This window comes from Ochrobactrum sp. A-1 (assembly GCF_022488005.1).
Taxonomy (GTDB): domain Bacteria; phylum Pseudomonadota; class Alphaproteobacteria; order Rhizobiales; family Rhizobiaceae; genus Brucella.
Genome location: NZ_JAKVQC010000003.1, coordinates 1,093,660 through 1,112,385, shown reverse-complemented (window position 1 = coordinate 1,112,385; position 18,726 = coordinate 1,093,660). Strand labels below are relative to the sequence as shown.

Sequence of the window (18,726 nt, the reverse complement as noted above, 5' to 3'; positions counted from 1 at the left end):
TCCATGCGTTTGCATGGCAGGCGGCGGTGCATAAGTATCAGAGCCGCACTGTCATCAGATTTTCAGGCAATATCCCCTCGGTCAATCGGCCTCGGGAGTAATGCCCAAGCAACGCAGACGTTTCCGTCAGCACCCTCTCCAATCCAATACTAATATGCAGAATAGGGAGTTTTACCGATCTGAAAAGAGAAAATGCCCGGCGAAGGCCGCCGGGCACGATCATATAAAGTTTACCACGATGGGAATGCATGCCATCTGACTGGCCATTCCCATGGATAATAGGGGGCTAAATTAAGCCTGATCTTCAGCTTCGTCTTCTTCGTCGAAAACTTCTTCCGACAGAGGCTGTTCTTCGATGCCGTAAATAGCTTCGATCGAGGTCAGGTCTTCACCCTTTGCCTGACGTTCGGCTTCTTCAGTCGAACGTGCGATATTGACCGTAACCTGAACCTGAACTTCCGGATGCAGCAAAATCGAAACTTCGTGCAGGCCGATTGTCTTGATCGGATGGTTCAGTTCAACCTGGTTGCGGTGCAGGCTGAAGCCGTTAGCCGAGATGATGTCGGCGATGTCACGGGTCGAAACGGAACCGTAGAGCTGGCCGGTTTCACCAGCCGAACGCACAACGATGAACGATTCGCCGTTGAGCTTGGTTGCAACTGCTTCGGCTTCGTTCTTGCGTTCCAGGTTCTGGGCTTCGAGCTGAGCGCGCTGGCCTTCGAACTTCTTCTTGTTGGCTTCGTTGGCACGAAGAGCCTTGCCCTGCGGGAGTAGGAAGTTACGGGCATAGCCGTCCTTGACCTTGACGGTTTCGCCCATCTGGCCGAGGCGGCCGATACGTTCCAGAAGAATAACGTCCATTGGAGTTTCCTTTCGAGTTTCTGATTCGGTTACTGACTGTCAGTGCCCGGCATTTTCGAGACTGGCGCACCGCGCGAAGTGTCGAAAAGTCCGAGAACCATGAAGATGAAAAGCAGGAATGCGAAGAGTATGATCGCAAAGTAGGCAAGCCACAGCGCCACCGGGCGCCACACTTTGCCACGTGTGCGAAAATGCATGATGGCAAGACCTGACATCATGAAACCAGCGCTGAGCGCACCGGCAACAACGGTTGCGATCAATCCGGCGCCGCCGGGAAGAAATGCAACCGCAAGAGCGACCGCGAAGACGAGCAGGGCCGGGCGCGGCATGCGCAGCGTTGCGGGCCAGTCGTCACGCGGACGGCGCAGACGACCAGACATGGAGATCAGGCGCTGTGCCAGATAAAGATTGCCGACGAGAATTGCGAGGCAGGTTGCTGGCTGGATCGCGGGCAGGACGACCATCAGCAGCGACGTTACATTGTTGCGAATGTCGTCGCTGGCGGTGAACTGCGGATCGGCTTCAGCAACCCGGTCGATAAGCGTATTTGCAAGTTCGCGCGCCATGTCCGGGCCAAAGCCCAGAATCGCACCGATGACGATGAAGCTGAGCGCCACCATCATGGCAAGCCGGAACACGATGTCCGACAGCGGATACCAGACGAGAATATCTTTCGGTCCGCCCACTTCCTCGGCCGGCCGCGCGAGGCCGGACAGATAAGCGCCGGTTGCTGCAGGAATGAAGCTCGTCAATGCCATCAGGAGTGCTGCAAGCGGGACGGCGACAACGCCGACGGCAACCGTGGCTGTGGCGGCGGCAACGATACCGGCGCTCGAACCCCAGCCAAGGGCAACAACGAAGATGGGCAGTGGTGTCAGGAAGTAGAGAACCATGGCCATAGCCGCCACCGCGCCGCCCTGGGCGATGACGCCGGACGACATCAAGGCCGAGGCAAGCCCCGCCAATATGCCGATACCGATAATGGTTCCATTGAATTTCATCAGTTTCGCTGTCCTGCTCCGGTCTTGCCGGTTCGTGCAGTTAGAGGCAGTTGCCCCAACTTGGGTTTTTATTACGCTCCGTTGCGCCCATCGCAATGGAGGAAAGGGACGCGGGAGGCGATCTCTGAGAACGCGCCTCCCGAATCTAGTTCTTACTTCACAACGTAAGGCAGCAGGCCGAGGAAACGAGCGCGCTTGATCGCCTTGGCGAGTTCACGCTGCTTCTTCTGGCTGACAGCCGTAATACGGGAAGGAACGATCTTGCCGCGTTCGGAAATGTAACGCTGCAGAAGCTTGATGTCCTTGTAGTCGATCTTCGGTGCGTTTGCGCCGGAGAACGGGCACGTCTTGCGACGGCGATGGAAAGGACGACGGGTCGGGATCTGATTGATATCAACCATGATTATGCTCCTTCACCAGCTTCGTTGTCGCGCGGGCGACGTGGGCCGCGATCACCACGGTCACCGCGATCACCACGGTCGAAACCGCCTTCACGACGACGCGGACGATCATCACCATCGCGTTCGCGACGGTCGTCACGGCGGGTGAGCATGGCCGACTGGCCTTCTTCGTGTTCTTCAACGCGAACGGTGAGGAAACGAAGAACGTCTTCGTTGATGCGCATCTGGCGTTCCATTTCGGCAACGGCTGCAGCCGGAGCGTCAATGTTTACGAGCGTGTAATACGCCTTGCGATTCTTCTTGATACGGTAGGTGAGGGGACGCAGACCCCAGCTTTCGACCTTACCGACCTTGCCGCCATTAGCTTCGAGGACACCCTTGTACTGTTCGACGAGAGCGTCGACCTGCTGCTGGGAAATGTCCTGGCGGGCAAGAAGCACATGTTCATAAAGAGCCATTGGCTTTGCCTTTCTTCTGTTACAACATGCCGACACCAACGGCTAAGCCTCTGCGACTTCTCTTTTGCCGGAAAACCGGTGAAGAAAGGACGCTCACTGAGACGATCGAGAGCGGAGACACGGGAGGCAGAAGCGCTTATGACTTCTACGGATGTTCGTGAATTTAACTGCACAAACAACCGGCCCTCCGTTCAGCCCCCAGCTGGTGCCGAGCAATGAACGGGCGGCTATTACGTGTTTTTCCCCGGCTTTGCAAGGCGCAAACCGCACAAAAACCGGGAAATACTTGACTTTGCTGCCCTCACTGAGGCACATCCCGCCAAATTGTGCATTTAATTGCGGGCATGTCGGCGAAAACGGACATCGGTTTCGACATTATCATATGCTTAAAACCAGAATGAGGCATCAATGGCGGTAGCATTTACTTTCCCCGGACAAGGCAGCCAGGCGGTGGGCATGGGCAAGGCTCTGGCCGAGCAGTTCGCTGAAGCGCGCGCCGTTTTCGATGAAGTGGACGCGGCATTAGGCGAAAAGCTTTCCGCTACCATGTTTGAAGGACCGGAAGACGTATTGACGCTGACCGCCAATGCCCAGCCTGCGCTGATGGCCGTTTCGATGGCTGTGCTGCGCGTCATGGAAGCGCGCGGCTTTTCGCTGAAAGACAAGGTTTCTTATGTTGCCGGGCATTCGCTTGGTGAATATTCGGCGCTTTGCGCAGCCGGAACTTTCTCGCTTGCCGATACGGCGCGCCTCCTGCGCATTCGCGGTAATGCGATGCAGAAGGCTGTCCCTGTCGGTGAAGGAGCAATGGCAGCGATCATCGGCCTGCAGCATGGCGATGTAGAAGCAGTCTGTGCTGAAGCCGAAGCATCCGGTTCGGTCCAGATCGCCAATGACAATGGCGGTGGACAGCTCGTCATTTCCGGTTCCAAGGCTGCGGTCGAACTGGCAGCTTCGCTTGCTTCCGAAAAGGGCGCCAAGCGTGCCATCATGCTGCCCGTATCCGCTCCCTTCCATTCAACTCTGATGGGCCCTGCCGCTGACGCGATGCGCGAAGCGCTTGCGTCGGTTGAAAAGCACAATCCGATCGTGCCGCTTATCGCCAATGTGCGCGCAGCGCCGGTCACCGATGCCAACGAGATTGCTGATCTTCTCGTCGAGCAGGTTACAGGTCAGGTGCGCTGGCGTGAAACGGTCGAATGGTTTGCAGCCAATGGCGTCACCACGCTTTATGAAGTAGGTTCTGGCAAGGTTCTGACTGGTCTGGCACGCCGCATCTCGAAGGATGTATCCGGTGCTGTGGTTGGTTCTGCCGAAGAAATTGAAGCAGCGCTTGCTGCTCTCAGCGCCTGATCCCGAAAAGTTGCAGACTTTTCGGATAAGATCATGCGATGGAAATCGAGAAGCTAAAAGGATCCGACATGTTTGATCTGACTGGCCGCAAGGCTCTGGTAACCGGCGCAACCGGCGGTCTTGGCGAAGCGATTGCCCGCGCCCTTCATGCGCAGGGTGCAATCGTCGGCCTGCACGGCACACGCGAAGAAAAGCTGAAAGAGCTTGCCGCTGAACTTGGCGACCGCACCTTCATCTTTCCGGCCAATCTTTCTGACCGCGAAGCCGTCAAGGCCCTGGGTCAGAAGGCGGAAGAGGAAATGGGCGGCGTTGACATTCTGGTCAACAATGCTGGCATCACGCGCGATGGCCTGTTTGTGCGCATGAGCGACGAAGACTGGGATGCGGTTCTCAATGTTAATCTTACGTCCGTTTTCAATCTGACGCGTGAGTTGACCCATCCGATGATGCGCCGCCGCAATGGCCGTATCATCAATATTACGTCGATTGTTGGCGTGACCGGCAATCCGGGTCAGGCGAACTATTGCGCTTCGAAAGCTGGCCTCATCGGCTTTTCCAAGTCATTGGCGCAGGAAATCGCCAGCCGCAATGTAACGGTTAACTGCATCGCTCCGGGCTTCATCGAATCGGCCATGACCGACAAGCTGAACGAAAAGCAGAAGGAAGCGATCATGAGCAATATCCCCATGAAGCGCATGGGCGTTGGTGGCGATATTGCTGCGGCAGTTGTCTATCTGGCAAGCGACGAGGCAGCCTATGTGACGGGTCAGACCCTGCACATCAATGGCGGCATGGCCATGATCTAAGTCTCCTTCTTCCCTCTATTATGGTATAAAATGCCTTAATACGGGGGATGGAGAAGGAAAAGGCGCTTTGCCTTGCTCAAGAAGCATGGTAATGCGCCCATCGAGAATTGCGGCATTCTGAGTAGAAGTGCCGCGATCCTGTTCCGAAAGGAATATCCACAGGATGACTGTCCGGGCGGCTTCGCTCGAAACTTGGCAGACATCTTATAACTTGATTACAATCCTGCATGCCGCTAACCAAGGCAGAGCAACAAACACACAGGTCGAGGTTCCGACATGAGCGATACCGCAGAGCGCGTCAAGAAAATCGTTGTTGAACATCTGGGCGTAGATGCCGACAAGGTCACGGAAGGCGCAAGCTTCATCGATGACCTCGGCGCAGACAGCCTCGACACGGTCGAGCTGGTCATGGCTTTCGAAGAAGAATTCGGCGTTGAAATTCCTGACGACGCTGCCGAAACGATCCTTACGGTCGGCGACGCTGTGAAGTTCATCGACAAGGCTTCCGCCTAATCTGAACTTGGCATTGGGCTGGGGTTCTCGCGAATCCCGGCCCTGCTTGTCTTTAATCGTCTCTTTCGCATCCGCGATTGGGACGAATTTGTACAACGGTCGTTCAACGGCCTGTTTGTGAATCTGCCAGAACACTGATCGGAGATCATGTTTGACGTGGCAGGCTCCGGTTTTAACAATTGGAGCACCATCCCTTTCAGTCAGGCCCGGACATATGTTCTGCCGGTTAAAGCCTGCGGGGCGGTGTTCGTGACATAACAAAGTTTTAAGGGGTGGATATGAGGCGTGTCGTCATCACCGGTCTTGGTCTGGTGTCGCCGCTTGCCAGCGGTGTCGAAGAGACCTGGAAGCGTCTTATTGCCGGTGAAAGCGGTGCTCGCCGCATCACGGAATTTGAAGTTGATGATCTGGCCTGCCAGATTGCCTGCCGCATTCCGGTTGGCGACGGCACCAATGGCACCTTCAACGCCGACCTCCATATGGAGCCCAAGGAACAACGCAAGGTTGACCCCTTCATCGTTTATGCTGTCGGCGCTGCCGATCAAGCGCTGGAGGATGCCGACTGGCATCCTGAAAGCGACGAAGATCAGATCCGTACCGGTGTTCTCATCGGTTCCGGCATTGGCGGTATCGAAGGCATTGTCGAGGCAGGCTACACGTTGCGCGACAAGGGCCCACGCCGTATCTCGCCGTTCTTCATTCCTGGCCGCCTGATCAATCTGGCTTCCGGCCACGTTTCCATCAAGCACGGGCTTCGCGGTCCAAACCATTCGGTCGTGACCGCTTGCGCGACCGGCACGCACGCTATCGGCGACGCTGCCCGTCTGATCGCTTTCGGCGATGCGGATGTCATGGTTGCCGGTGGAACGGAATCGCCGGTCAGCCGCATTTCGCTTGCAGGCTTTGCGGCCTGCAAGGCATTGTCCACCAAGCGTAACGACGACCCGACCGCAGCTTCCCGTCCTTATGACGAAGACCGTGACGGCTTCGTGATGGGTGAAGGTGCGGGCGTTGTGGTTCTCGAAGAGCTGGAGCATGCACTGGCGCGCGGCGCGAAAATCTATGCGGAAGTCATCGGCTATGGTCTATCGGGCGATGCCTATCACATCACTGCTCCGACTGAGAGCGGCGAGGGCGCCGAGCGTTGTATGGTCGCTGCCCTGAAGCGCGCTGAAATCACGCCGGACCAGATCGACTACATCAACGCCCATGGCACGTCTACCATGGCTGACACTATCGAACTCGGCGCTGTCGAGCGCGTGGTCGGCGATGCTGCGTCGAAGATTTCGATGTCCTCGACCAAGTCGGCTATCGGCCATCTGCTGGGTGCGGCTGGTGCAGCTGAGGCGATTTTCTCGACGCTTGCCATCCGAGACAATATAGCGCCGGCAACGCTCAATCTTGACAATCCGGCTGTCTCGACGAAGATTGATCTGGTTCCGCACAAGGCACGTGAACGCAAGATCGATGTGGCTCTGTCGAACTCCTTCGGATTTGGCGGAACCAACGCTTCGCTGGTCCTGCGCCGATACTCCTGATCGGTGTCGCTGAAAATAGAATATCGAATTAAAAAACGCGGGGATTTCTCCGCGTTTTTGCCAAAATATAACCCCATGCGATGTTTAAAATCGCGAACTGCGGTTAGTGTGGTCACGACTCCGAAGAGTTTCATCCACTCTGACGAAAAATAAGTGCAAAAAGCCGTTCTGGGCGGGCATTCGGCACAATGTGTCGAGAGGTTCGCCAAAATAGATAGACAGAGCCTTTCTCGTGGTTTGGTTTGAATCAGCGAAATACTCTGGACCGAGGTGATTGAGTGAATTCAGAGGCGCCATCCGGAACATCCCCTGCAGACGAGCAGCCCAAGGGCGCGACGCAGGAAACGAACGCGACGTCGAAGCCGTTCGTGCCGAAATCCGCGTCTGAAGCTTTGCGTCCTGAGCCGGGAACGCCGCCACCGCGCAAACGTTCGCGCCATGCGCGCAGCCAGATTGTCGTCTTCATGAATTTCATGCTGTCGCTGGTCGTGCTTGTTCTGCTCGGCGCGTCCGCCCTGTTTTATTTCGGCAAGATGCAGTTTGACGGGCAAGGTCCGCTCACGGCTGAAACAACGTTTCTCGTCAAGCGCGGCGCTGGTATTGCCGAAGTTTCCAATAGTCTGGAAAACCGTGAGATCGTCAGTGATGCGCGTATTTTCCGCTACGGTATGCGGACGCTCGGTCATGAAAATGATCTGAAGGCTGGCGAATACGCCATTCCGGCGGGCGCTTCGATGCGTGATGTGATGAATATCCTCATCAGTGGCAAATCCATCATGTATCCGCTGACCATTCCGGAAGGTCTGACGGTCAAGCAGATTTTCGACCGTATCTCGGCCGATCCGACGCTGGTTGGCGACATGCCGAAGGACATGCCGCCCGAAGGCTCGCTCTTCACTGATACGCTGAATTTCACGCGTGGCACGACCCGTTCGGAAATCATCGATCGTATGGTTGCGTCCCAGAAAAAGCTCGTGGATGAGGCCTGGGCAAAGCGTAACTCCGACCTGCCGGTCAAGGACAAGAACGAATTCGTGACGCTGGCTTCGATCGTGGAAAAGGAAACCGGCATCGCATCGGAACGTCCTCATGTTGCCTCGGTCTTCGTCAATCGTTTGAAGAAGGGCATGCGCATCCAGTCTGATCCGACCATTATTTATGGCCTGTTCGGCGGGGCTGGCAAACCTTCTGACCGACCGATCTTCAAGTCGGATATCGAAAAGCCGACCCCTTACAATACCTATGTGATCAATGGCCTTCCGCCGACGCCGATTGCCAATCCGGGCAAGGCTGCGCTGGAAGCCGTCGCTAATCCTCTGGATACGGAAGACCTTTACTTCGTAGCCGATGGCACGGGCGGTCACGTGTTCTCGAAGACGCTGCAGGAGCACAACGCCAATGTCCGCAAGTGGCGCTCTGTGGAACAGCAGAAGAATATCGAACAGCAGAACAACAGTGGCAGCAATACAGACCAGAGTTCGGGTCAGAGTGCAGGCCAATAGCGCTTCGCTATGACCTTGAGTGAATGTGAGGATGTGTAACCGAAGCCGGTGTTTACCACCGGCTTCGGCTTGATTTTTAGAGTAAGTCCGCACTGTCGCGGGCGTGAGTTGAGGGGACGGAACGCATGGCACTCCAAAGCATGACCGGATTTGCACGCCATGCCGTGCAACATGCCATGGAAGGCGGAGAAGCGCGCATCGTCTGGGAAGTGCGTTCCGTCAATGGCAAGGGGCTCGACCTACGGCTGCGTCTGCCGCAAGGACTGGAAGCTGCCGAACATCCCGTACGCTCCATGCTGGCGCGTCATTTCTCGCGCGGTAATTTTCAAGCCAGCCTCAGCGTCGAGCGGAGCGAGGTGCAGGCCGGTTTCAGTATCAATCAGGCTATGCTCGCGGAGGTTCTGAGGCTTGGTGCGGATTTGCAGGCGAAGCACGGACTGGCCCCCGCCAGCGTAGACGGCATTCTTTCATTGCGTGGTATCATCGATCCGGCGCAGATGGCTGATGACGAAGACGAACGCGGTGAACTGGAAGCTGCCATCGTTTCCGGCTTTGAGGGGACACTCAAGGCAATTGCCGATGCGCGCATGCAGGAGGGAAAAGCTCTCTTCACCATTCTTTCCGCTCATGTTGACAGTATAGAGTGCCTGACCGCGAATGCACGTCGCGACCCATCACGTGGCACGGACGCGATCAAAACCCGCCTCGCCGGACAGGTGGCGCTGCTGATGGATGCCGCCCGCGAACTTGATGAAGCGCGACTCTATCAGGAGGCGGCGTTTCTTGCGACCAAGGCCGACATTCAGGAAGAGCTTGACCGGCTGGAGACCCATGTGACTTCCGCCCGCAAGCTTCTGGAGGGCGGTGGTCCCGTCGGGCGCAAGCTCGATTTTCTTTCACAGGAATTTAATCGTGAAGCTAATACACTGTGTTCTAAATCGAATGCAGCGTCGATCACAGCCATCGGTTTGGAACTGAAGGCAGTCGTGGATCAGTTTCGCGAACAAGTACAAAATCTGGAGTAACAGGTATCATGGCCATCTCTTCGGTTGAAAATGGCGTCGCACGTAGAGGCTTAATGGTAGTGATCTCGTCGCCATCCGGCGCCGGTAAGTCCACTATTGCCCGGCTGTTGCTGGAAGACAAGAAGATGAACCTCTCGCTGTCGATCAGTGTGACGACGCGTCAGCGCCGCCCGAGCGAGATCGAAGGCGTCCATTATCATTTCAAGACGATCCGTGAATTTGAACGCCTGCGTGACAATGACGAGCTGATTGAATGGGCTGAGGTCCACGGCAATTTTTATGGCACACTGCGCGAAACGGCTGAAATCGCGCTGGCTGACGGTCAGGACATGCTCTTTGACATAGACTGGCAGGGCGCAGACCAATTGCAAGCGAAGATGCCAGCTGATGTGGTTTCGATTTTTATCCTGCCACCAACGATGCGCGAACTGCAACTGCGCCTGAACCGTCGTGCGGAAGATACAGCAGACGTCATTGAGACCCGCCTGCAGAATGCCCGCTTTGAAATCCAGAAATGGGTGAAGTACGATTATATTGTCATCAATGAAGATCTTGATCGCTCCTTTGCCGCGATCAAATCGATCATCGAGGCTGAACGTCTTCGCCGTGATCGTCGCCCGGGCCTGTTCGATTTTGTAACAGGTTTGCTGGAAGAAGATCCGGCAATATAAATTCTGGAAAGTTGCCTTAACCGTGTCGTTTGCAAGTGCAAAAAGCAAGCATTGGTCGATCGTGGAACTGCTTCACGAGACGGTAAAGAACCCGAATATTCATGTGCGTGGCAAGCATAGCTATTACAGCAATGCCTGGACGGGTTCGTTTGAAGAGAGCGTGGTTCGTTATCTTTATGGCGACGAATACAGTCTGAAGGCCTGGGAATCCCAATGGTCTGTCGATCAGCTCTATATTGGCGACTACGTTTGTATAGGCGCAGAGGCGGTCATTCTGATGGGTGGGAACCACACGCATCGCACGGACTGGTTCAGCCTCTATCCTTTTCCAGATGTCATTCTCGATGCCTACAAGGGAAAGGGTGACACCATTATCGGGGATGGGGCATGGCTTGGAATGCGCTCCATGATTATGCCCGGGGTCACTATTGGGGAAGGCGCAATTATTGCGTCAGGTGCCATCGTCACCAAAGACGTTGCAGCTTACACTATCGTGGCTGGCAATCCTGCAGCCCCAATTCGCTCCCGTTTTCCGGCAGCTACGGTCGATACGCTTTTGAGGCTCGGAATTTACAAGTGGGAAGACAAGAAATTTGATGCGATGACAGCGTATCTTTGCGCGGATGATATCGATGCGCTTGTGAAAGCTTCCGCTGATTACGATAAGAACACCGGAACGGCAGAGTAAATCCGTTCACTCCAGCTTGATTGCCACACGATCCGTGTCGGCAACCAATTGCCGAAAGGCATCGAGAAACGGCTTCCCGCCACGTGTTGTCAGCTTGCCTAGAGATTCGGTATTCCTGAACACCAGTTCGCATTCACCAGGCCAGCCCGGACCTTGCCATTGCACAGCGTCCCAGAATGAGTCGAGTGTATAGCCGAAGGACTCCGGGTCTTGGGCGGGAACGGCCGAAAGATAGCGCTGCCAGAGCTCATCGGGATTTTCAACACCAGCACAGTCGATTTCGTAGGTGGGCAGCATGTCAGCCTAACAGGATCAGCAGGCCGTCCACCATGCCGAGGACAAGAATGAGTGCGCCCATCGTAATGGCTGTCACGACCAGCATACGCTTCTGCCGGTCGCGCTTCTCCGTTTGCTTGCCCGTCCAGTCGTAAGGCGATTCAGGCATTCCTCTCTCCAGATCGGCCTGGCATCGAATATCGCTGTGCAGGCCATAGTCCGTAACCTGCACTTTACTCCCTGTGTCTGCAAGTTAGATGACGCTGATAAGCGGAATAGCTCTTATACAGCCGTGCCGCCTACCGTTACCTGATCCATGCGCAGATGTGGCTGGCCGACGCCGACGGGAACCCACTGGCCACCCTTGCCGCAATTGCCGCTGCCGGTATCAAGCTTCATGTCGTTGCCGATCATCGAAATCCGCTGCATGGCATCCGGACCGTTGCCGATCAGCATTGCGCCTTTAATGGGCGCGCCGACCTTACCGTCCTCGATCATGTAGGCTTCCGTACAGCCGAACACGAACTTGCCGGATGTGATATCCACCTGACCACCGCCAAATGAAACGGCATAGATACCCTTCTTCATGGAGGCGATGATTTCCTCCGGCGTCTTGTCGCCGGAAAGCATGTAGGTGTTCGTCATGCGCGGCATGGGCGCGTGAGCATAGGATTCTCGGCGTCCATTGCCGGTCGCTTCCATGCCCATCAGGCGCGCATTCTGGCGATCCTGCATATAATTGACGAGTTTGCCGTCTTCGATCAGCACGGTGCGATTGGTCGGCGTGCCTTCATCGTCAATTGTGAGAGAACCGCGTCGCTCCGCGATAGTGCCGTCATCGACGACTGTCACACCCTTGGAAGCAACTTTCTGCCCAAGCAGACCCGCAAAGGCCGATGTTTTTTTGCGATTGAAGTCGCCTTCCAGCCCGTGCCCTACAGCTTCATGTAGCATGACGCCCGGCCAGCCATTGGCGAGAACGATATCGAATGTACCTGCCGGGGCAGGGATAGCTTCAAGATTGACGAGCGCCTGACGCAATGCCTCATCTGCTGCGTGCTGCCAGCTTTCGGCGGTGATGAATTCGCCGAACCCCTTGCGTCCGCCAACAGTATGCGAACCCGATTCCTGGCGGTCGCCATCGCCAGCCACGACAGAAACGCTCAGGCGTACCATGGGCCGTATATCGCGCACGAAATTACCGTCGGCACGCAGAATTTCGACCTGCTGCCACGAGCCTGCGAGTGAAACGGAAACCTGACGTACTTTCGGGTTCTTGGCGCGCAGATAGGCATCAACCTGCTGCAAAAGCTGCACTTTCGCGTCGAATGACGGTGAACCGATGGGGTTCTCATCCGTGTAAAGGTGTCGGTTGGTGCCGGCAGGCACCGCCGCGTAGTTTCCACCATAGCCCTTTAAGGTTGCGGAAACAGCGTCAGATGCGCGTTTCAACGCAGCAAGCGAAAGATCGCCAGCATGAGCATAACCGATGGCTTCGCCTGCGACCGAGCGCAGGCCAAAGCCTTGGTCCTGATTGAATGAGCCGGTCTTGAGGCGGCCGTTGTCGAAAACAAGCGCTTCCGCTTCGCGATATTCCACGAAGAGCTCGCCATCGTCGCTGCCTTTCAGGCTTTGGGCGACAAGGCGTTCGATATCGTCGCGGCTAGCGTCGAAACTGTCGATCAGGCTTTTCATAAAAATACATCCTGCAGCATGTGTTTGCTGCAGGATGTAAGCCTTAAACCGGTTAAGAACAACCACGCGATGAAGAACTGTTGAGATTCTGGTGATGGCACGGCGAAAACTGTGGGCCGCGAGAATCGAAGCGGAGTGTACTTTAAGGATACATGAGCACTGGAAGCGCAGCGGGATGCGGTTTGCAGCCCGCCAGCGCCGGAATATCGATAGTTCTTAGGGGAGGGCGTCGAAGCCTTCACCAAACCCCTTCAGATCAACCGGGATGCCTACGCCTTCTTCCGGTGTCTGGAAGACGATGAAGGTAGCTGCCTTGCCGGAACGCAATGTCTTGAGGAGATCATCCTCAAGGATCACCTCGGCGTAGCAGCCGTCTTCGAAGCAGCGGACGAAATAGGCGCGACCGATATCCTTGCCGTCGACATTGAGGCCAAGTCCGTTAGGCAGCAAAACGCCGAGCGGGGCCAACACGCGGAGAATGCGGGCTTTGTTGTCTGCCGTTTTGAGAACGACAACTGAAAGGCCCAGTTCAGGGCGCTTTGCTGCGACCACGTTCTGGATCAGCGCACACTGTTCCGTTTTGGCGCCAGCGGGCGTATCACAGAGAACTGACCACGCACCGTGCTGCGACTTGAGTTTGCCGCTCTGCTGAGGGCTGGGCGGAGCTGCCTGCGACTGGGCCGCGGGAGCTTCTTGCGGGGTTTGTAACTGTGCCGGTGTGTCCTGAGCAACCGAAGGAAGCGTTGCAACGGCAAGCGTCAAGCTGACGCCTGTTGCTAGAGTTGCGAGGCGCTGGCTGATCGTGCGGCGGGCAAGCATGCGAAAAGTCATGAAATCTCCAGATCGAATCACCGGGACGTTAACGCGCTGCATTGGCCATGAAAAGCGCCGTGATTGGCGTTTAACGGTCTTGGCCATCATAGCAACGGTGATACCGTCTGTTGCATCGATTGTCACGCGGCACGTTAAAAGAAACGTCTTGTCAAATCATGGCTTCATTATGGGTTTCGTGCGGTTTTCCCAAGTTTTCACGGTGAGAACCAGCGGCCCTCGCACATTGAATCAACGCAGACGTCTATCCTCCACTATGCGGGCTGCGCGCAAAAATGCCGCACAGGAACATATTCGCCTTCCTTGCGGTGTGCGCTAAGGTGTGGTTTGAACGCCGACGGGGGATGCGGCCGTCTTTAGCGTCCGGCGTCCAGCTCGAAAGGGCGAAAAGGGAGAGAGTTCTGGTGGATAAGATTGTTGCCACAACGAAGGGCGCCTTCGGCGGTGCTCTTGCAGTGCTGTGGACGACTGGTGCCGCTTTTGCGGATCAGCCCCGTCCCTGGGAATGGAGATTTCAGGACGCAGCGACTGGAATTGCCGAGCAGATTCATTGGTTTGAGCGTTATACGCTCTGGTTCATCATTCCAATTACCTTGCTGGTTCTGTTTTTGTTGCTCTGGGTCGTGTTTCGCTTTCGCGCGAGTGCAAACCCGGAACCATCCAAAACCAGCCATAATACCGCTATTGAAGTGATCTGGACCATCGGGCCTGTGATCATTCTTCTGTTCCTGGCGGTGCCGTCTTTCCAGCTTCTGACGGCGCAATATTCGCCTGAGGATCCGACGCTGACGGTCAAGGCAACGGGCTACCAGTGGTACTGGGGTTACGAATATCAGATCGATAATCCGGTCAGCTTTGATGCCCTTCTGCTGAAGGACAGTGATCGCGCTGCTGCCGGAAAAGAGGACCGTGCGCGTTATCCGCGTCTTCTCGCCGTCGACAATGAAGTCGTGGTTCCGGTTGGTGAAACGGTCCGCCTCCTCGTCACCGCTGCCGATGTGATCCATTCGTGGACGATCCCGGCTTTCGGCGTGAAGATGGATGCCGTTCCGGGTCGCATCAACGAAGCCTGGTTCAAGGCGGACAAGGAAGGCCTTTATTACGGTCAGTGCTCTGAGCTTTGCGGCAAGGATCATGGCTTCATGCCGATCGCCGTGCGCGTTGTCTCGAAGGAGCAGTATCAGACCTGGATCGCCGCTGCGGGATCGGATCTGAACGGCGCGAACAAAGCACTTCAGGCCGCTGTTGAAAGTGGCGCAAACGATAAGGTGGCTGCGGCGGGTCTCTGATCCCAAACGCCAAGACTGTTGAAAAACGGGAGCGAATTCCATGGCTGGCACAGCAGCTCACGAGCATGGTGCCCACGACGACCACAAGCCGCACGGCTGGGTTCGTTGGGTATACTCGACCAATCATAAAGACATCGGTACCCTGTACCTGATTTTTGCAATCATCGCCGGTATCATCGGCGGCGCACTGTCCATCGCGATGCGCGCCGAACTCCAGGAGCCGGGCATTCAGATTTTCCATGGGCTGGCGTCCATGGTCTACGGTGTTGAGGGCGATGCTGCGCTTGATGCCGGCAAGCAGATGTTCAATGTGTTCACCTCCGCGCACGCTCTGGTCATGATCTTTTTCATGGTCATGCCGGCGCTGATCGGTGGCTTTGCCAACTGGATGGTGCCGCTGATGATCGGCGCGCCGGACATGGCTTTCCCGCGCATGAACAATATTTCGTTCTGGCTTCTGCCGCCTGCACTGTTGCTGCTGATGATCTCGCTGTTCATGCCTTCGGCGCCCGGTGGCTGGGGGCCTGGCGGCGGTTGGACGCTGTATCCGCCTCTGTCGACCTCAGGTCAGCCCGGACCAGCTGTGGACTTTGCCATTCTGGCAATCCACATTTCGGGTGCGTCGTCGATCCTCGGCGCGATCAATTTCATTACGACGATCCTGAACATGCGCGCGCCGGGCATGACGCTGCACAAGATGCCGCTCTTTGCCTGGGCTGTGCTGGTGACAGCGTTCTTGCTTCTGCTTTCGCTGCCGGTTCTGGCAGGCGGCATCACCATGCTGCTGACCGATCGTAACTTCGGAACGACTTTCTTCACCCCGGATGGCGGTGGTGATCCGATCCTTTACCAGCATCTTTTCTGGTTCTTCGGGCACCCGGAAGTGTACATTCTGATCCTGCCGGGCTTCGGCATTGTCAGCCACATCGTATCGACCTTCTCGCGCAAGCCGATCTTTGGTTACCTCGGCATGGCTTACGCTATGGTCGCGATTGGTGTCGTCGGCTTCGTCGTCTGGGCTCACCACATGTATACGGTCGGCCTGTCGCTCGATACGCAGCGTTACTTCGTGTTCGCGACGATGGTCATCGCGGTTCCCACAGGGATCAAGATCTTCTCGTGGATCGCGACGATGTGGGGTGGTTCGATCACCTTCCGCGCACCGATGTTGTGGGCAATCGGCTTCATCTTCCTGTTTACGGTTGGTGGCGTGACGGGCGTGCAGCTTGCCAATGCCGGTCTCGACCGTGCACTGCACGACACCTACTACGTTGTGGCGCACTTCCATTACGTTCTGTCGCTGGGGGCGGTGTTTGCGATCTTCGCGGGCTGGTACTATTGGTTCCCGAAGATGAGCGGCTACATGTACAATGAGTTCACGGCGAAGCTGCACTTCTGGGTAACCTTCGTTGGCGTGAACCTGGTTTTCTTCCCGCAGCACTTCCTTGGTCTTGCTGGCATGCCGCGCCGTTACATCGACTATCCGGATGCCTATGCAGGCTGGAACATGGTGTCGTCCTACGGCTCCTACATTTCGGGCTTTGCTGTCTTGATCTTCCTCTACAATGTCTTCGAGGCATTCGCGAAGAAGCGTGAAGCCGGTGCAAACCCGTGGGGTGAAGGCGCAACCACGCTGGAATGGCAGCTCTCATCGCCGCCGCCGTTCCACCAGTGGGAACAGCTGCCACGCATCAAGTAATTGTGCGATGGGCGGAGTCCGGAAAAGACTTCGCCCTTCTTTACAAAATGTGCTATGGCGGGCGGCATTCTGTTCCGCCCGTCGCCGGTAGACGAAAAGTCGGCCATCAAGCGCGGCATTTCCGGCGGGAACAGAACGGTTTCCGGGAGGACGTTGTTGTGATTGTGCCGATCCGCGCTGTAGGGGCGTGGTGTTCGGACCGATGAACTTGAGGTTTTTGAAGTTAAAATGTCTCTGGTGGAAAAAAACGCAGGTACCGATGATGCGCTCGTTCTCTCTGAAGCGACCGCGCGGGATTACCTTGTTCTTTTGAAACCCCGCGTGATGTCCCTTGTGGTCTTCACCGGGCTGGTCGGTCTCGTGGTCGCGCCGGGACATATGAATCCTGTACTCGCTGCTATCAGCATCCTGTGCATCGCGGTAGGTGCGGGTGCGTCCGGCGCGCTGAACATGTGGTACGACGCCGATATTGATGCCGTTATGAAGCGCACGCGAAACCGGCCTATCCCGGCTGGCGTCATTGCACCCAATCAGGTTCTGGCTTTCGGTTTGACACTGTCGGCCTTCTCGGTTGTTACACTTGGTCTGATGGTTAACTGGCTGGCGGCAGCGCTACTTGCCTTTACGATTTTCTTCTACGCTGTCGTCTATACGATGTGGCTGAAGCGTTCGACGCCGCAGAATATCGTTATCGGCGGCGCGGCTGGTGCATTCCCTCCGATGATCGGTTGGGCAGCAGCGACCGGCGAAATCACATGGGATAGCGTCGTCCTGTTCATGATTATCTTCCTGTGGACGCCGCCGCATTTCTGGGCATTGTCGCTCTTTTCAGCCAATGATTATGAAGCGGCGCGCATTCCGATGATGCCGAACGTCAAGGGTGAACTTTCGACCCGGCGTCAGGCGTTGTTCTATGCGATCCTCATGGCACCGGTCGGTGTTCTGCCTTGGGTGCTCGGCTTCGCGGGCCCTGTCTATGGCGCGGTTTCGACGCTGCTCGGACTGACTTTCGTTTATTACGCATGGCGAATGTGGGCTGCCGGATCGCAGCCTGCAATGCTGGCTGCTGCCCGCAAGCTGTTTCGCTTCTCGCTGCTCTACCTGTCGGGTCTGTTTGCAGTACTGCTTGTCGAGGCACTGGTAATGAAGGCGTTTGCCGCCTTTGGAGTGTTCTAATGGATAAAACCGTACAGAAGCCAGTGGAAAGCGAGCTGGAACTGATCGTTCCGACGGAACGGCAAAAGCGGGCGCAGCGCAATCGTTCCTGGGGACTGGCGATAGCGCTGGCTCTGTTCGTGCTGCTCGTCTACGTCGGCACGATTGCCAAGCTGGGCGCTAACATTCTGGTACGGCCGCTCTAAATTTTATCTGGGAGGAAAGAATGGCGGATCAGCAGGAAAAGACTCAAAAGCTGAAAAAGCAACAACGTTCCAACGCAACGATTGCTTTCGCTTGCTTGTCTTTCTTCGTCTGCATGATCGGTGCGGCCTATGCCTCTGTGCCGCTATACCGTATTTTCTGTCAGGTAACAGGCTATGGCGGCACGACACAGCGTGTCGAACAATATTCCGATACGATTCTCGACAAGACGATCAAGGTGCGTTTCGACGCGAATACGGCCAACGGGCTACCATGGGATTTCAAGCCCGTGCAGCGTGAGGTCACGGTTCGTATCGGCGAAACGACGATGATTAAATATGAAGCACGCAACCTATTCGATCAGCCGACCTATGGCCGCGCAAGCTTCAACGTCGCGCCGGGCCGGGCTGGGGCTTATTTTAACAAGGTTGAATGCTTCTGCTTCACCGATACGACCTTGAAACCAGGCGAGGACATGGAAATGCCGGTGGTGTTCTTTGTCGATCCGGAGATCGTCAACGATCCAGATCTGAAGGACGTCAAGACGATCACGCTGTCCTACACGTTCTTTCCGATTGAGAAGCCGAAGCCTGTTGCAAATGCCAAGGCGGAGACATCGACAAACGGAAGCTGATGCCTAACGGCGCATAATGCCGCAAAGACAAAACAATGAGGCGGTTTTATTCTGATAAGAAATACCGCTTGTTACAGACAGACTTGCTAGAAACCGTATTAGCGGTTTAAGCAGGAAGGTACGAGA

Annotated in this window: 21 protein-coding genes; 13 read left to right on the top strand and 8 right to left on the bottom strand. The window is 56.1% G+C overall.

What is annotated here, in order from left to right:
* Positions 1-291 precede the first annotated feature (291 nt).
* The 4 genes from rplI to rpsF form a co-directional block, all read right to left on the bottom strand.
* Entirely contained in the window at positions 292-861 is a 570-nt protein-coding gene (gene rplI, locus MKS82_RS07180) for a 50S ribosomal protein L9 (protein ID WP_176037209.1), read from the bottom strand.
* Between the two features lie 29 nt (positions 862-890).
* Positions 891-1,862 (bottom strand): DUF2232 domain-containing protein, encoded by a 972-nt coding sequence (locus MKS82_RS07175; protein ID WP_176037210.1) that lies wholly within the window; start codon positions 1,860-1,862, stop codon positions 891-893.
* A 152-nt stretch (positions 1,863-2,014) separates the two neighbouring features.
* A complete protein-coding gene (gene rpsR / locus MKS82_RS07170; RefSeq protein ID WP_006466219.1) occupies positions 2,015-2,263 on the bottom strand; it encodes a 30S ribosomal protein S18 in 249 nt (82 codons plus the stop codon).
* Between the two features lie 2 nt (positions 2,264-2,265).
* Entirely contained in the window at positions 2,266-2,721 is a 456-nt protein-coding gene (gene rpsF / locus MKS82_RS07165; RefSeq protein ID WP_010658387.1) for a 30S ribosomal protein S6, read from the bottom strand.
* A 408-nt stretch (positions 2,722-3,129) separates the two neighbouring features.
* Between rpsF and fabD the strand changes: the two genes are divergently transcribed.
* The 8 genes from fabD (at position 3,130) to MKS82_RS07125 (ending at position 10,817) form a co-directional block, all read left to right on the top strand.
* A complete protein-coding gene (gene fabD / locus MKS82_RS07160) occupies positions 3,130-4,074 on the top strand; it encodes an ACP S-malonyltransferase (RefSeq protein WP_176037211.1) in 945 nt (314 codons plus the stop codon).
* A gap of 68 nt (positions 4,075-4,142) precedes the next feature.
* The gene (fabG, locus tag MKS82_RS07155) at positions 4,143-4,880 is read left to right on the top strand and encodes a 3-oxoacyl-[acyl-carrier-protein] reductase (RefSeq protein WP_176037212.1); all 738 of its coding nucleotides are present in this window, start codon (positions 4,143-4,145) and stop codon (positions 4,878-4,880) included.
* 276 nt (positions 4,881-5,156) lie between these two features.
* The gene (locus tag MKS82_RS07150; RefSeq protein WP_002963616.1) at positions 5,157-5,393 is read left to right on the top strand and encodes an acyl carrier protein; all 237 of its coding nucleotides are present in this window, start codon (positions 5,157-5,159) and stop codon (positions 5,391-5,393) included.
* Positions 5,394-5,671: 278 nt separating this feature from the next.
* Positions 5,672-6,931, top strand: coding sequence for a beta-ketoacyl-ACP synthase II (gene fabF, locus MKS82_RS07145; RefSeq protein ID WP_176037213.1), 1,260 nt, complete (start codon positions 5,672-5,674; stop codon positions 6,929-6,931).
* Between the two features lie 278 nt (positions 6,932-7,209).
* Positions 7,210-8,433: an endolytic transglycosylase MltG gene (gene mltG / locus MKS82_RS07140; RefSeq protein WP_176037214.1), complete on the top strand. Its 1,224-nt coding sequence runs from the start codon at positions 7,210-7,212 to the stop codon at positions 8,431-8,433.
* A gap of 125 nt (positions 8,434-8,558) precedes the next feature.
* Positions 8,559-9,458, top strand: a complete 900-nt coding sequence (locus MKS82_RS07135; RefSeq protein WP_240578580.1) for a YicC/YloC family endoribonuclease — start codon at positions 8,559-8,561, stop codon at positions 9,456-9,458.
* An 8-nt stretch (positions 9,459-9,466) separates the two neighbouring features.
* Complete coding sequence (gene gmk, locus MKS82_RS07130; protein ID WP_109986170.1) at positions 9,467-10,129, top strand: guanylate kinase; 663 nt, start codon at positions 9,467-9,469, stop codon at positions 10,127-10,129.
* 22 nt (positions 10,130-10,151) lie between these two features.
* Positions 10,152-10,817 (top strand): CatB-related O-acetyltransferase, encoded by a 666-nt coding sequence (locus MKS82_RS07125; protein ID WP_176037216.1) that lies wholly within the window; start codon positions 10,152-10,154, stop codon positions 10,815-10,817.
* A 6-nt stretch (positions 10,818-10,823) separates the two neighbouring features.
* Here MKS82_RS07125 and MKS82_RS07120 read toward each other — a convergent pair whose 3' ends face one another.
* The 4 genes from MKS82_RS07120 to MKS82_RS07105 form a co-directional block, all read right to left on the bottom strand.
* A complete protein-coding gene (locus MKS82_RS07120) occupies positions 10,824-11,114 on the bottom strand; it encodes a hypothetical protein (protein ID WP_151677180.1) in 291 nt (96 codons plus the stop codon).
* Position 11,115: 1 nt separating this feature from the next.
* Positions 11,116-11,262, bottom strand: coding sequence for a hypothetical protein (locus MKS82_RS07115; protein ID WP_167522167.1), 147 nt, complete (start codon positions 11,260-11,262; stop codon positions 11,116-11,118).
* Between the two features lie 113 nt (positions 11,263-11,375).
* A complete protein-coding gene (gene tldD / locus MKS82_RS07110) occupies positions 11,376-12,788 on the bottom strand; it encodes a metalloprotease TldD (protein ID WP_176037217.1) in 1,413 nt (470 codons plus the stop codon).
* A 216-nt stretch (positions 12,789-13,004) separates the two neighbouring features.
* Positions 13,005-13,619 carry an invasion associated locus B family protein gene (locus MKS82_RS07105; protein WP_109986174.1) on the bottom strand — a complete coding sequence of 205 codons (615 nt, stop codon included), beginning with the start codon at positions 13,617-13,619 and terminating at the stop codon, positions 13,005-13,007.
* Positions 13,620-14,023: 404 nt separating this feature from the next.
* On the opposite strand from MKS82_RS07105, the gene coxB reads away from it, so the two are divergent.
* The 5 genes from coxB (at position 14,024) to MKS82_RS07080 (ending at position 18,600) form a co-directional block, all read left to right on the top strand.
* Positions 14,024-14,908, top strand: a complete 885-nt coding sequence (gene coxB, locus MKS82_RS07100) for a cytochrome c oxidase subunit II (RefSeq protein WP_151677182.1) — start codon at positions 14,024-14,026, stop codon at positions 14,906-14,908.
* Between the two features lie 40 nt (positions 14,909-14,948).
* The gene (gene ctaD / locus MKS82_RS07095; protein ID WP_061345151.1) at positions 14,949-16,607 is read left to right on the top strand and encodes a cytochrome c oxidase subunit I; all 1,659 of its coding nucleotides are present in this window, start codon (positions 14,949-14,951) and stop codon (positions 16,605-16,607) included.
* Positions 16,608-16,835: 228 nt separating this feature from the next.
* Entirely contained in the window at positions 16,836-17,783 is a 948-nt protein-coding gene (locus MKS82_RS07090) for a heme o synthase (protein WP_109986177.1), read from the top strand.
* Positions 17,783-17,968, top strand: a complete 186-nt coding sequence (locus tag MKS82_RS07085; RefSeq protein ID WP_109986178.1) for a hypothetical protein — start codon at positions 17,783-17,785, stop codon at positions 17,966-17,968. The genes MKS82_RS07090 and MKS82_RS07085 overlap by 1 nt, the downstream gene beginning before the upstream one ends.
* A 20-nt stretch (positions 17,969-17,988) precedes the next feature.
* The gene (locus MKS82_RS07080) at positions 17,989-18,600 is read left to right on the top strand and encodes a cytochrome c oxidase assembly protein (protein WP_109986179.1); all 612 of its coding nucleotides are present in this window, start codon (positions 17,989-17,991) and stop codon (positions 18,598-18,600) included.
* Positions 18,601-18,726: the final 126 nt, after the last annotated feature.